Annotated in this window: 11 protein-coding genes; 4 read left to right on the top strand and 7 right to left on the bottom strand. The window is 71.6% G+C overall.

Features of this window, described 5'->3' with window-relative positions:
* Positions 1–156: 156 nt before the first annotated feature.
* Complete coding sequence (locus tag H9Y04_RS08805) at positions 157–3,864, top strand: S8 family serine peptidase (RefSeq protein ID WP_187813174.1); 3,708 nt, start codon at positions 157–159, stop codon at positions 3,862–3,864.
* A 91-nt stretch (positions 3,865–3,955) separates the two neighbouring features.
* Here H9Y04_RS08805 and H9Y04_RS08800 read toward each other — a convergent pair whose 3' ends face one another.
* The 3 genes from H9Y04_RS08800 to H9Y04_RS08790 all read right to left on the bottom strand — a co-directional run bounded on the left by H9Y04_RS08800 (position 3,956) and on the right by H9Y04_RS08790 (position 6,296).
* Entirely contained in the window at positions 3,956–4,366 is a 411-nt protein-coding gene (locus H9Y04_RS08800) for a YybH family protein (protein WP_308800916.1), read from the bottom strand.
* Complete coding sequence (locus H9Y04_RS08795; protein WP_187813173.1) at positions 4,354–4,728, bottom strand: VOC family protein; 375 nt, start codon at positions 4,726–4,728, stop codon at positions 4,354–4,356. Before H9Y04_RS08795 ends, H9Y04_RS08800 begins: the two co-directional genes overlap by 13 nt.
* Before the next feature lie 80 nt (positions 4,729–4,808).
* Positions 4,809–6,296 carry an alpha/beta hydrolase gene (locus H9Y04_RS08790; RefSeq protein WP_187813172.1) on the bottom strand — a complete coding sequence of 496 codons (1,488 nt, stop codon included), beginning with the start codon at positions 6,294–6,296 and terminating at the stop codon, positions 4,809–4,811.
* Positions 6,297–6,388: 92 nt separating this feature from the next.
* On the opposite strand from H9Y04_RS08790, the gene H9Y04_RS08785 reads away from it, so the two are divergent.
* Positions 6,389–7,330: a MerR family transcriptional regulator gene (locus H9Y04_RS08785; RefSeq protein WP_187813171.1), complete on the top strand. Its 942-nt coding sequence runs from the start codon at positions 6,389–6,391 to the stop codon at positions 7,328–7,330.
* A gap of 90 nt (positions 7,331–7,420) precedes the next feature.
* Here the strand turns inward: H9Y04_RS08785 and H9Y04_RS08780 are convergent, their stop codons facing one another.
* The 3 genes from H9Y04_RS08780 to H9Y04_RS08770 form a co-directional block, all read right to left on the bottom strand.
* The gene (locus H9Y04_RS08780; RefSeq protein ID WP_187813170.1) at positions 7,421–8,263 is read right to left on the bottom strand and encodes an aldo/keto reductase; all 843 of its coding nucleotides are present in this window, start codon (positions 8,261–8,263) and stop codon (positions 7,421–7,423) included.
* Between the two features lie 62 nt (positions 8,264–8,325).
* On the bottom strand, positions 8,326–8,529 hold the full coding sequence (locus tag H9Y04_RS08775; protein ID WP_187813169.1) for a hypothetical protein: 204 nt from the start codon (positions 8,527–8,529) through the stop codon (positions 8,326–8,328).
* Positions 8,530–8,613: 84 nt separating this feature from the next.
* On the bottom strand, positions 8,614–9,201 hold the full coding sequence (locus H9Y04_RS08770; protein ID WP_187813168.1) for a helix-turn-helix domain-containing protein: 588 nt from the start codon (positions 9,199–9,201) through the stop codon (positions 8,614–8,616).
* 232 nt (positions 9,202–9,433) lie between these two features.
* On the opposite strand from H9Y04_RS08770, the gene H9Y04_RS08765 reads away from it, so the two are divergent.
* Positions 9,434–10,891 (top strand): MFS transporter, encoded by a 1,458-nt coding sequence (locus H9Y04_RS08765; RefSeq protein ID WP_236070724.1) that lies wholly within the window; start codon positions 9,434–9,436, stop codon positions 10,889–10,891.
* Between the two features lie 166 nt (positions 10,892–11,057).
* A complete protein-coding gene (locus H9Y04_RS08760) occupies positions 11,058–12,992 on the top strand; it encodes a DUF4132 domain-containing protein (RefSeq protein WP_187813166.1) in 1,935 nt (644 codons plus the stop codon).
* Here the strand turns inward: H9Y04_RS08760 and H9Y04_RS08755 are convergent.
* Positions 12,943–13,878 carry an alpha/beta fold hydrolase gene (locus tag H9Y04_RS08755; protein WP_438818090.1) on the bottom strand — a complete coding sequence of 312 codons (936 nt, stop codon included), beginning with the start codon at positions 13,876–13,878 and terminating at the stop codon, positions 12,943–12,945. The genes H9Y04_RS08760 and H9Y04_RS08755 overlap by 50 nt on opposite strands.
* Between the last annotated feature and the right edge of the window lie 6 nt (positions 13,879–13,884).

The raw sequence follows: 13,884 nt of genomic DNA, 5'->3' as shown, positions 1-13,884 counted from the left end.
CGGGAACGTGCCTCCTACCTGGGCCTTGGCAGATAGCCGCCATGGCGGCTTCCCGCCCGCCTCCGTTCCTCGTGTGACGCCCGTAGACCACTGAGACTCTCCCCAGCGCCCGGGGCACAACCCACTAACCCCGGGGCTCGTAGGAGAGGCAGTTCGATGAACAGAGCACCCTCGGGGCGCAGGAGCCGGCTGCTGACAGCAGGGCTCGCGCTCGTTCTGCTCCCGGTCGGGCAGCAGGCACAGGCCGCCGACGACCCGGCGCCCTCGCTCAGGACCCGGGCCGGGCAGACCGCCCTCGCCGCCCACACGGTCACCCTGATCACCGGCGACAAGGTCACCGTCACCGACATCGGCGGCGGCCGGAAGACCGTGGACGTCGAGCGGGCCAAGGGCGCGCAGGGCAAGGTTCTGACGCAGACCGACCACGACGGCGACATCACCGTGGTCCCCGACGAGGCACGCGCCTTCCTCGCCGCCGGCAAGCTCGACAAGCGGCTCTTCGACGTCAGCGAGCTGATACGCCAGGGATACGCGGCGAAGGCGGGCCAGCAGGCCGAGGGGCTCCCGCTCATCGTCACGTACGGCAAGGGCGCACGGGCCGTCACTCCCCAAGGGGCCGACCGTACAAGGGCGTTGCCCAGCATCAACGGCGCCGCGGTCGAGGCCGAGCGCAGTGGCGAGATGTGGCAGGCGCTCACCGACGACGGTGCGCGCACCAGGTCGTTCGGCTCCGGCATCCAGAAGATCTGGCTGGACGGCAAGGTCAAGGCCGACATGGCCGAGTCCAACGCACAGATCGGCAGCGCCAAGGCCTGGGAGGCCGGGCTCACCGGCAAGGGCGTCAAGGTCGCGGTCCTCGACACGGGCGCCGACCTCACGCACCCCGACCTCAAGGACCGGATCACCGAGACCAAGTCGTTCATCGCGGGCGAGGAGGTCGCCGACCGCAACGGGCACGGCACCCATGTCGCCTCCACCGTCGGCGGCAGCGGCGCCGCGAGCGACGGCAAGGAGCAGGGCGTCGCGCCCGGCGCCGAACTCGCCGTCGGCAAGGTGCTCTCCGACGGGGGCTCCGGCAGCGACTCCGAGATCATCGCCGGCATGGAGTGGGCCGCCAAGGACATCGATGCCAAGGTCATCTCGATGAGCCTCGGCACCCAGGAGCCGGGCGACGGCACCGACCCGATGTCGCAGGCCGTGAACAACCTCACCGAGGAGACCGGCGCGCTCTTCGTCATCGCCGCGGGCAACTCCGGCTACTCGGGCTCCATCGGCTCGCCCGGCGCCGCCGACTCCGCCCTCACCATCGGCGCCGTCGACAGCACGGACACGGCCGCGGGCTTCACCAGCAAGGGCCCGCGCATGGGCGACAACGCGCTCAAGCCCGACCTCTCCGCACCCGGCGTGGACATCCTCGCCGCCCGTTCGTCCCTCATCGAGGGCGAAGGCTCGTACATGAGCATCAGCGGTACGTCGATGGCCACCCCGCACGTCGCGGGCGTCGCGGCCCTGCTCGCCGAGAAGCACCCGGACTGGACGCCGCGGCAGCTCAAGGACGCGCTGATGTCGACGTCCAAGACGCTCACCGACTCCCCGTACGACCTGGGCGCGGGCCGAGTCTCCGTCCCCGACGCCGTCGAGGCGCAGGTCACGGCGACGGGCAGCGCCGACTTCGGCTTCTACAGCTGGCCGTACGAGGACAACCAGCCGGTCACCAAGACGCTCACCTACACCAACCACACCGATCAGCCGGTCGAGTTGACGCTCGCCGCCGCAGGCGCCGACTACCTGACCTTCGCCGACAGCACGCTCACCGTCCCGGCGAACGGCACCGCCTCGACGACGGTCACCGCCGACGGCGCCAAGGCCCCGGTGGGCAACAACGGCGGCCACATCACCGCCACGTCCGGTGACAGGACCGTCGCCCACACCGCATGGGGCCTGGCCAAGGAGGAGGAGCGCTACACCCTGACGGTCCACGTCAAGGACCGCGACGGCTCCCCGATCCCCGGCTCGTTCAGCCTCCTCAAGCTGGCCGCCGGCGAGGAGGGCTGGGGTTACGAGGTCGGCGAGTCAGGCACCGTCAAGCTCCGCCTGCAGCCGGGTACGTACGCGCTCGACGGCCTCGCCGACGTCAAGGGCACCAAGGGTAAGGACTCGCTCGGCATCGGCTACTTCAGCGAGCCCGAGATCACCCTCGACCGGGACCGCGAGATCACCCTCGACGGGCGCAAGCTGCGCGAGATCGACGCCGAGGTCGACAAGCGGACCGAGACCCGCCAGCTGATCATGCAGTTCTCGCGGACGGCCAACGGCACCGGTATCGCGAACAAGGTCCAGGTCCCGCTCACCTACGACTCGATCTTCGCCGCACCCTCCGAGAAGCCCGCGACCGGCACGTACGAATACCGGACCGTGTGGCGCCTCGGCAAGCCGATGCTCTCCGTCGAGGCCGGCGGCCGCCGGATCGGCGAGGCCACCGTCCAGGGCGGCGGCACCATCCTCGACGGCGACCTGAAGCTGCCCGTCGTCGACGCGGGCGACGGCAGCGCGGCCGCGTACGCCGGAAAGGACGTGAAGGGAAAGGCGGTTGTCGTCCGGGCCACGGGCAACCTGTCCGCCGTCGAGATCGGGCAGAACGCGCAGGACGCCGGCGCCAAGGCGCTGTTCGTCGGCGACGAAGCGGCCGGCCGTCTGATGGACTGGTGGGGCACGGACGCGTACGAGGACCGGCCGCTGCACATCGCGACGGTCAACTCGGCGGACGCGGCACGGCTCGTGGAAGCGGCCCGGCGCGGTCAGGCGCTCGAACTGGAGGGCACGCAGTACACGCCGTACGTGTACGACCTGACCGACGGCCACTCGGGCGCCATCCCGGACCGGGACCTGACCTTCGAGCCCTCGCGGCGTGAACTCGCCGTCATCGACACGAAGTTCCACGCGGCGAAGCGGACCGACGGCGGCGAGTTCCGCTACTCGATGACCAGCGCGTACCCGATCGGCGTGGGCTTCTACGAGCGGATCGACTTCCCGCGCGAGCGCACGGACTACGTGTCCACGGGCGAGGGCCAGGAGTGGCACGAGTCCGTCAAGGCCGGGCCCGAGATGCTCGAGCAGCGCAGCGGTGAGTTCGCGTACGAGGGCGGCAGCCGCCAGGAGCTCAACTGGTTCAAGCCGGTTCTGCACCCGTGGCTCGGCACCGGTCTCGGCTGGGGTCAGGGGCGCTACGGCAACAACGTCGAGTTCAACGTTCCCGGCTGGGGCGACTCCGGCCCCGACCACACGGGCTTCGGCGATGTGTGGAGCGCGGAGTCCGGGCTCACCCAGCAGACGAAGGTGTACGTGGACGGCAAGCTCGTCGACGACAGGACGGGCTCCGGCGCGTACGCCTGGTCCGAGGACGTCGAGTCCAAGGTCCAGGACTTCAAGGTCGTCACGGACACGACGGCCGACCCGGCCAAGTGGCACCTGTCCACGCGCGGCCACTCCGAGTGGACGGTCAAGTCCGGCCCCACGCCGGAGGACCGCTACACCTACCTGCCGATGCTCAACCTCGGCTTCGACGTCGACACCGACCTCGCGGGCAACGTCCGCGGCGGCGGTCTCGTCCCGGTCGGGATCTTCGCGGAGTACATCAAGGGCGCCGTGGACACGGGCCGGATCGGCAAGGGCTCGCTGGAGGTCTCCTACGACGACGGCAAGTCCTGGAAGACCGTGAAGCTCTCCGACGGAGCGGGCGCCTCCTGGAAGACGCTGCTCGCCGTGCCGCGCGACGCCGCGTTCGTCTCGCTGCGCGCGTCGGTGGTGGACGACCGGGGCGGCTCGGTCAAGCAGGAGATCATCCGCGCCTTCGGCGTGAAGTAGCCCCTGCTCCGACTAGTCCCTGCTCCGACTCCCAGGTGACACGACGGCCCGGCAAGGCACGCTGCCTTGCCGGGCCGTCGCATCGGCGCCGTCACGTACTGAGATGCTCGTGGAGCATCACCCACGCGCCGTCCCGGCGCACGATGACATTGGTGCCGCGCCCCTGCCCCGAACGCGGCGCGCCGCCGACGATCCCGGTCCACGCGAACCGATAGCGGCACACGGCCGCATCGGGCGTGAGCACTGGCCACTCCACGTCCCGTACCTCGTACACCTCGTCGTGGATCGTCGCGAAGGTCCGCTCGATCGCCGCGCGGATCCGCCCGATGCCCTCGTAGGTGCCGTCCGAGAACCAATAGGTGGCGTCATCCGCGATGAAGGGCAGGACGCGGGTGATGTCGTGGCTGTTGTTCGCCTGCTCGTACGCGCCGAGGAATGCGGTGAGTTCGCGCCGCAGAGCATTCCGGGCGCTCCCTTCGCCGTCCGGCATCAGTGCTCGCACAAGCAGAACGGATGGCCCGCGGGGTCGGCGTACACGCGCCAGTTGGCATCCGGGCGGAGTTGGTCCGTGCGTTCGAGGAGGGTGGCGCCGAGGGACAGGGCGCGCTTTTCCTCGAGGTCGAGGTCGTCCACGTCGAAGTCCAGATGGAGCTGTTGCGGGCGGTCCTGGCCCGGCCACTGCGGCGGGCGGTAGCCGTCCACACGCTGGCAGGCCAGCGGGGTGCCCTCGAAGCCGACGACGTCGACCCAGTCGGGGTCGTCCGGATCGGCGACGACCCGGCCGCCGAGCAGATCCGCGTAGAACTGCGCGAGCCGTAGGGGATCGGCGCAGTCCAGTGCGACCGCCTGCAATTTACGAATCACTTGCGACACCTCTTGTTCCGTGCGACGGGTGGGGACGGCAAGTGCGTACCCGCCGCGGTTGCCCGCATACCAAGCCCGTCCTACGTGAGGTCCAGCCGGCCGAGGACACGGCGCACCGCTTCCCGTATCACCGCGCGGGACTCGTCGGTCCGGTCGATGCCCTCGAAGGAGTGGTGTCCGTTCGGGACGTCGATGATCTCCAGCGCGGCGCCGGCCGCGTCCGCCGCCGCGACGAACTCCGTGACCGTCGCCGCGATCGCGGAAGTCTCCAGGCCCGCGCGGACCAGGAGCAGTGGCAGCGCTCCCGCCTGCGCGACCACATCCGCCGGGCGCCGCTGCCCCGCGGCAAGACCCCAGCTCGCGAGCGGCGCCATGATCGGATAGTTCGCCGCGAGGCAGCGCAGCCAGGGCGGAGGCGCACTGAGCCAGTCGGCGGTCATCGGTCCGCTGCCCGAGAAGAACCACAGGGCGATACGGGAGTTGTCCACGCGCGGGTCGGCGCGGACCTGCTCCACCGCGGCCGCCAGATCGGCTGCCGCGACCGGATAGTCGGCCACGTCGTGGAGCCGGTGGTCCAAGGTCACCCCGACCGCTCCCAGCGAGGCCGCGTACCGGGCGTATCCGACGAGGGTCGGCCACTCGCGGGGCGCGGGCTGCATGCCAGCCGGGACCGGACCCCCGTGCACGATCACCACGGCGGGCCGCGGGCCGTCGGCGTCCGGCAGGAACAGGTCCACGTCGCCCTGCCGCTCGGGCCCGATCTCCGGTACGTCGAGCAGGAAGGGCCGCAGATACCCGGGCGTCTCCGCGGGCTCGTCCGCCGCCGAGAGGCTCACCCCGCCGCCGGCCGCGGCCGACAGGAGCGCCTCGGCAAGATCGGCCGGGCGGGACAGCATCGGCCAGTGCCCGGTGGGCAGTTCGAAGAAGGTGACCTCGGGGCGGGCAAGCGCCTGGAGCGCCGGATCGCCGAACCCCACCAGCATCCGTACGGTCGCGATCGTCGCCCCGCTCTCGGCGCAGAGCACCCCCGTGGTCGGCAGATCGGCTGCCGCCCCCGTGAGGTGCAGCGGCTGCAGCAGTGTCGCCGCCGGCTGGGGTGCGGCGAGCGCGGTCAGCCGGTCGATGTGGGCGTCGGAGAGCCCCGCCGTGCTGCCCCAGCGCTCCCACTCGTCACGGTCCGGTACCGGCAACGACTCCTGACCCGCGAGCTGTTCGCGCACCTCCGGGTCGGGGACCGTGGCCAGCGCCGTCGCACCGTCCTGGACCAACGGCGCGTCCACGTACACGATCCGGGCCACCCGGTCCGCCCTGCGGTCCGCCGCACCCACCGCGGGGAAGACCCCGTAGTCGTGCCCGACGAGGACCACGTCCGGCGTTCCGCCGGCGCCGCCCGCGTCGATCGCCGCCACCACCTGCGCGATATGCGCATCGAGGTCCACGGCGGCCCCCTGCTGCCGCGGCACCTCCACCACCTCCGCCTTCGCGCCCGCGGCGAGCAGCCGTTCGACGGTCTCCTGCCACACCTGGGCCCCGGTGAACAGCCCCGGAACCAGAACGAATCGGGTCATCCTGCACCTCCGTACTCCGTCACCCGCGGACCGGCCGTCCGTGCCGTCCGCGGTCGCGGGTACGTTAGGAACTCCCCTTAAGGGAGGTTCAAGTGCCGACGCCGTCCGACGGTTCGTGGAGTATCGGCGAGCTCGCCGAGCACGCGCGGACCACCGTGAAGACCGTCCGTTTCTACTCCGACAAGGGCCTGCTCCCCGAGCTCTCGCGCAGCGGCGGCGGCCATCGCCGCTACGGGCCCGAGGCCCTCGAACGGCTCCGCCTGATCCGCTCCCTGCGCGGCCTCGGCGTCCCCCTGCCGGCGGTCCGCCGGATCGTCGACGAGCAGTCCGCGGCCGCTCTGGAGGACGCGGTCGCCGGACAGCTGCGCACGCTCGGCTCCCAACTGACCGCCCTGCGCTGGCAGGAGGCCGCACTCCGCCTCGTACAGGAGTCGAAGCCGCAGGAGCGAGCCGAACGCCTGCAGCTGATCGGCGCACTCGGCACCCCGCCGAGCACCGCGCCGCTCGCCAGGTTCTGGCGGGCCTGGCTGCCCGCGCGGATGCCGGCCAAGTCGGCCGCGGACTTCCTCGAGGTGGCCGTCCCGCAGCCGCCGCAGAGCCCTTCCGGCCGCCAGGTCCTGGCCTTCGCCCGGCTCAACGCGCTGGTCTCGCGCCCCTGTTCGGGCACCTCGCGCCCCCAGCCGGCCGCGCACGGGTCGGTCGGCGCGCGGGAGTCCGCGCTCCTGTACGCGGGGCTGGCCGAGGCGTACGAACTGGCGGGCCGGCACATCCTCGCGGGCGTGGCGCCGCACTCGGGCGAGGCCCTCGTCGCCTTCGTCGACACCTACGCGACGGTCACCGGCCACCGCGACACCCCGGCCTTCCGACACGGGCTCGCCCGCCAACTCGCCGCCGATCCACGGTTCGACGGCTACTGGGAGCTCGTGTCCGAGGCGACGACCGGCCCGGGGGAGCGGCCGATACCGACACCGGGCGAGTCGCATGACTGGCTGCTTGCGGCGCTGGAGGGGGAGGTGGGGGTGGAGGCGGCGTGAGGCAGGGGCCTGCTCGGTGCCCTGCTTGTGGCCCAGGCCTGGCCGATTCTTGTGGCCAGGCCTGGGCGAGCGTCGGCCTGAGACCTGGGCCTAAGCGGCCCGTTCCGCCAGGCCGTCCAGACGCTCGCGTTGCGCCTCGCTCAGCTCGATGCCCGCCGCGGCCACGTTCTCCTCCAGGTGCGCGATCCGCGCCGTCCCCGGGATCGGCAGCATGACGGGGGAGTGTCCGAGCAGCCAGGCGAGAGCGATCTGCGTAGGTGTGGCATCCAGTTCCGCGGCCACGGCCGCGACCTCCGCGTCGGCGCCCGACTTGCCCCAGGCGACGGTGCGCCACGGCAGGAACGCGATGCCGTCCTCCTCGCACGCGGCGAGCACCGGCTCGTGCTCACGGTCGAGCAGGTTGTAGCGGTTCTGCACGCTGGCGATCGGGGCGACCCGCTGCGCCTGGCGCAGCTCGTCGACCGTCACCTCGGAGAGGCCGATCCGCCCGATCTTGCCCGCCTCCCGCAGCTCGCGCAGCGCGCCCACCTGGTCGGCAAGCGGTGTCTTCGGATCGATCCGGTGCAGCTGGAGCAGCTCGATGCGCTCGACACGCAGCCGCCGCAACGCATTGTCCACCTGCCCGCGCAGCATCTCGGGCCGCCCGTCCAGCTCCCACTCGCCCGCCGGCCCCGACCGCTCGAGGCCGATCTTCGTCGTGACCAGGAGGTCCTTCGGGTACGGGTGCAGCGCCTCGGCGAGCAACTCCTCGTTTCCGCCCCCTCCGTACATGTACGCGGTGTCGATCAGCGTGACGCCGAGCTCGACCGCGCGCCGCGCCACCGCGAGCGCGTTCTCACGGCCGGGCCCCGGGTCCGCGGGCAGGTGCATGGCTCCGAAACCGAGCCTTCGTACTTCGAGATCCCCGCCGATACGGAACACGTCGGACGTCATGCGCAAGAAACTCCCCATGGGTGAAGTGGCTACCGTAACAAGCGCGTTGGAGAGGCCGGGGCTCAGCCGACGTACACGTCCGTGAACTCGGGCCGTTCCAGGCCCTGCCGGCAGCCCTCGTGATCGTCGGGGCCGCCGACCTTCGTCAGGACCAGCGCGTAGCCCTGGCCGAGCCGGCAGTCCTTGGCGCGCCACTCGTGGGCCAGCACGGTCCAGGCAACGCCGACGCCGACGGCAACGACAACAAGGATCACACGCATCACCATGTCTTCCCCCTCGTCCGCCGGCCCGCACCATGGTGACGCCGACCTCGCACGCCCGCCAGCCCTGCTTGCACGGGCCCTCACGCGTCACGCGCCCCCTGACGCCCCCTCCGCGTCCGCGCGCTGATGCCCCCGCCGCGCATCGCGGTCGAAGATGCCCAGGATTTCGCAGGGGCCGCCGGCGCTGCCGATCGCGTGCGGCAGCATCGTCGGGAACTCCGCGGCCTGGTGGGTCTCGATCCGGTGCCGGTGGTTGCCCAGGAGCAGGATCGCCGTGCCGGACAGGACGACGAGCCACTCGCGGCCGGGGTGTGCGCGCAGGCGCGCGATGTTGTCCGGGGGCGGCTCGGTCATGCGCTGGCGGACCACCGTCATGCCGGGTTCGGACCTGATCGGCCAGCGCATCAGGCCGCGCGCGGCGTCGATCGTGGGGCTGATGATCACGTCGTCCGAGGCGCTCTCGACCAGCTGGTCAAGGGAGGTGTCCAGGGCGCGCGCCAAGGTGACGAGCTGGTCGAGGGCCAGGCGGCGCTGACCGTTCTCGATCCGGCTGAGGGTGGACTGGCTGACCTTCGCGCGGGTCGCCAGTTCCTCCAGTGACCAGCCCTGGGCCACGCGCAGGGCGCGGATGCGTTTGCGGACGAGGCCGTCCAGATCACCAGTCTCTTGCGTCATACGCAAGATTGTATGTCTGAACCGCAAGGTCCGCTTAGCGTTGCGGGCGTCTCCCCGAATCCCGCCCCACTTGCGAGGAACCATGGCTCCATCCCGTACTCCGGACGCAGCGCCCGAACCCGCGAGCGTCACCGGCCGATCCGCCACCGGCCGATCCGCGGCCGGCTTCTCCGGACCGGCGCCCGACGCCCGCCAACGCCGCTCCATCCTGATCGCCGTCTGCATCGCGCTGATGGCCGTCATCGCCTCGGTCTCCGGCCTGAACGTGGCCCAGCCCGATCTGGCCGTCGAATTCGGCGCCTCGCAGTCGACGATCCTGTGGATCATCAATCTCTACACGCTCAGCCTGGCGGCGCTGCTGCTGCCGCTCGGTGCGCTCGGCGACCGGATCGGGCGCAAGCCCATGCTGGTCGCGGGCCTGGTGCTGTTCGGCGCCGCGAACGTCGCCGGCGGGCTCGCGCCCTCGGCCGAGGTGATGCTCGGGGCGCGCCTGCTCAGCGGGGTCGGCGCCGCGATGATCATGCCGATCACACTCGCCGTGATCACCTCCACCTTCCCGGAGGAGGAGCGCGGCCGGGCGATCGGCGTCTGGACCGGAGTCGCCGGAGGCGGCGGCATCCTGGGCATGTTCCTGTCGGCCGCCCTGGTCGACGTCGCGAACTGGCGCCTGCTGTTCGTGCTGCCCGTCGTCCTGGTCCTCGTGGCCCTGGTGATGACGCTGCGCTCCGTTCCCGACTCCCGCGAGATATCGGGCCATTCCTACGACACCACCGGCGCCCTGGCCTCCGTGGTCGCCGTCGTGGGGCTGATCTGCTTCCTCCAGGAGGGGCCGGAGCGGGGGTGGGGCGAGCCCCTGACGCTCCTGAGTCTCGCGGTCGGCGGGCTTGCCGGGGTCTTCTTCGTCCTGTGGGAGCTGCGCCGGCGGGACGCCGCGCTCCTCGACGTCCGGCTCTTCCGTGAGCGCGGACTCGCGGGCGGCTCGCTCACGCTGCTCGCAGTCTTCGGTGTGCAGGCCGGCATCTTCGTCGTCCTCTTCCCCTTCCTGCAGGCCGTGCTCGGCTGGTCGGGGCTGCTGTCCACGGCGGCTCTGATGCCCATGGCCGTCCTGATGATGCTGACATCGGGACTCGCCCCGAAGCTCGCCGAACGCGTCGGCCCCAAGGCCACCATGGCCACCGGAATCGCCTTGTCCGGCGCGGGACTCGGCCTCATGGCCGCGGTCGTCTCGGTGGACGGCGGCTACCTCTCGCTGCTGCCCGGCATGCTCGTGATGGGGACCGGCATGGGCCTGTCCATGACCCCGTCCACCGAGGCCATCACCGGCTCCCTGCCCCAGGAACGCCAGGGCGTGGCCTCCGCCCTCAACGACGTCACCCGGGAGTTCGGCACGGCACTGGGCATCGCCCTCCTGGGCGCGCTGCTCTCCGCGGGCTACCGCGATGCGATCACTCCCCGCCTCGACGGCATCCCCGAGACGGCCGCGGCCCCGGCCCGCGAGGGCGTCGCCACCGCCCTGGACGCCGCCCACACGGCAGGCCCGCACGCCGCGGCCCTCTCCCACGCGGCCCGCGAATCCTTCGTCGCCGGCTGGCAACAGGCCATGTGGGCGGGCGTGTTGGCCATGGCCGCGCTCCTTGCTTACGTGATGTTCCGCGGCCCGTCCCGCAAGCAACCCCTTGCGACGACCTGACCCACCCGACCACCCCGGGCCCCGCCCAACTCCTCGGCGTACGGCGTGGAGAGCCGCGGGACCGGCACCGGAAGGGGCCGCGGGCGGGCTTGCGCCGGGGGGTGGTTGTCACGGGGGCGGTTGTCCGTGGGGGTGGTTGTCAGTGGGGGCTGTCATGATCCCCGGCATGTCCTACGAGATGCTCGAGATCCCCGCCGACGCCCCCTGGGCCGCGGAGCTCAGCGCACGGGTGCCGTGCGGTCCGACGGCCGAACTGGCCGCGCTCGTGGGGCACTTCCGTGCCCTCACCTCACCGCGCCCCGCACAGAAGTGGCGCCGCACCTGCCTCGACCTCCTCGCCGCCGCCCAGGCCGGCGGCCTCGTCGCCGAGGTGCTGCGGGACCTCGCGGAGGGCGACCCGATCTGCAGCCAGGAGCACGGCGCGCACACCGCCTGGATCGGCGGCCGGTACCACTACCACTACGTCGTGCACACCAATGACGGCGACCTCGCCCGCGGCGTCATCTGGGCCGCCGCCCTCGCCGGCGGATCCGACACCGTACGGCACCTCGGCGCGCTCGCCCTGCGGGTCAGCGGCGCCGAGCGCGGCACGATCCAGGACCTCAAGCTGTCCGGTGCCGCCATCAATGCCTTGGCCGAGACCGGAGACCCGGACTCCCTCACCGAACTCTGGCGCCTCCAGTCAAAGATCAAGCACCGTGCCCTGCGCAAGCAGCTCGACACCGCACTGACCACAGCCGCGGGCAATCAGGGCATCACCCCGGAGCAACTCGTGGAGCGGTCCGTCCCCGAGCACGGCCTTGGCCGGGACGGCGCTCTCGAAAGGAAGTTGGGCGGACACACCGCCGGGGTCGCGATCGAGGACGCCACGACCGTCCGCCTCACCTTCACCCGCCCCGACGGCAGCACCGCCCGCACCGCACCCGCCGCAGTGAAGGACGAGTTCCCCGAGGAGCTCAAGGAGCTGAAGGCCTACGTCAAGGAGCTCCGCGCCACCCTCGCGAGCGAACGCACCCGCGTCGAGGCCCTGATGTCCACCCGCCGCGACTGGCCGTACGACGAATGGCGCCGCCACTACCGCGACCACCCGGTCACCGGCGTGCTCGTCCGCGGCCTGATATGGGAGTTCCAGGACGCGGACGGCACGTGGCAGGCCGCTGCCCCCGGCACGGAGCCGGACGGGAGTCCCACGCGCGTCAGGCTCTGGCACCCCGTCCGCGCCACCCCCGACACCGTCCGCCAGTGGCGCGAACGCCTCATGGCCGATCGCCTGCGCCAGCCCTTCAAGCAGGCCTTCCGCGAGATCTATCTCCTGACACCGGCCGAGGAGCGGACCCACGTCTACTCCAACCGCTATGCCGCACACATCGTCCACTACCAGCAGCTCTACGCCCTGTTCAAGGCACGCGGCTGGCAGGCCAACTACCTCAGCGGCCACGAGGGCGGCTACCACGGCATCGCTCGCGCGGAGTTCGGGGACGGAGCGTGGCGTGCGCTGTTCCATCACGAGCCCTCGACCGACGATTTCCGGTACTCACCCGACCATGCCGCCACCGACCAGGTCCGTTTCGAGCGCCGCGCAGGCCGGCAGTGGCGGGCGGCGCCGCTCACGGAGGTCCCGGCGGAAGTGTTCAGCGAGGCGATGCGTGACGTCGACCTCTTCGTCGCCGTGACCTCCATCGCCGCCGACCCCCAGTGGACCGACCGCGGCGAGGACCGCCACACCGCGTACTGGCGGACCGAGACCTTCGGCGAGCTGACGGCCACGGCCGAGGTCCGCCGCGCGGCCCTCGAACGGATCGTCCCCCGTCTGAAGATCGCCGACCGCTGTCGTATCGACGGCCGTTTCCTCGTCGTCCGCGGCGACTTGGCCACGTACAAGATCCATCTCGGCTCGGCGAACATCCTGATGGAGCCGGACGACACCTACCTGTGCATCGTCCCCGCCGGCCGCTCCCCGCGCACGGGCGGCCAGGTCTTCCTGCCCTTCGAGGACGAACGGCTCTCACTGATCCTCAGCAAGGCTCTCCTTCTGGCCGCCGACACGAAGATCACGGATGTGACCATCCTGCGTCAGCTCCGCCGAGAGCCGGCTGGGTGAACTGCCGGAGTCGGCTCCGGGTGAGGAAGTCGGCCACGACGCCGGTGAATCGGGCGGGGTCGTCGAGCCAGGGGAAGTGGCCGGCTCCCGCTTGCGTGACCAGTTCGGCGTGGGGGAACAACGCGGCGATCCCGGCGCCGACATGGGGCCGCGGGCCGCTGTCCAGCTCGCCGGCGAGCACCAGGACCGGCACCGCCAAGGCGGCCACGGCTTCGCGGGCCGCGGCAGGGTCGAAAGCGCCGGCGGACGCATAGATCTCCGCGGCCTGCTCGTTGATCTGTCCGGGCTCGGCTGCGAAATGCGCCTGGGTGGCAGCGTCCCAACGGCCGTAGAAGAAGGGGGCGGCGGCATCGAAGTCGGCATCGGTGGGGGACCCGAACCAGATGGCCTCGTAGCCGGCACGAGCCGCCTCCCACCACGGCTCGGCCGCGCGCAACGCCACCACCTCCCGCCGGTGGTCCCCGGTGAAGTCGACGCCGAGGGCCCGGGCGCGGGCGGTGATCAGGCTGAGGGTGCGGATGCGGTGCGGATGGCGCGCCGCGTAAAGGATCGCCAGGTCCCCGCTCGCCGAGTGCGCCAGCACATCGACCCGCTCCCAGCCGAAGTGCCGTCTCAGCGCTTCGACGTCATCGACCTGACGGTCACAGCGGTAGGTCCCCGGATCGCCGGGAACGCCGGAGTCACCGGAGCCCCGCAGGTCGAGCATGACCAGCCGGCGCTGCCTCGACAGTCCACCGAGATCGCCCAGGTAGGCCGAGGCGCGCATCGGTCCGCCCGGCAGGCAGAGCAGTGGCTCGCCTTCTCCCCTCACGTGATAGGCGAGCTGTGTTCCGTCGGCGGCGGTGAACGTAGGCATGGCGCCATCCTCATCAGCGGCGACGATCACGGCAAG

The organism is Streptomyces polyasparticus (genome assembly GCF_014493765.1).
GTDB classification, from domain to species: domain Bacteria; phylum Actinomycetota; class Actinomycetes; order Streptomycetales; family Streptomycetaceae; genus Streptomyces; species Streptomyces polyasparticus.
The sequence above is the reverse complement of the archived record's forward strand: the minus strand, read 5'-3'. Positions and strand labels throughout refer to the sequence as shown.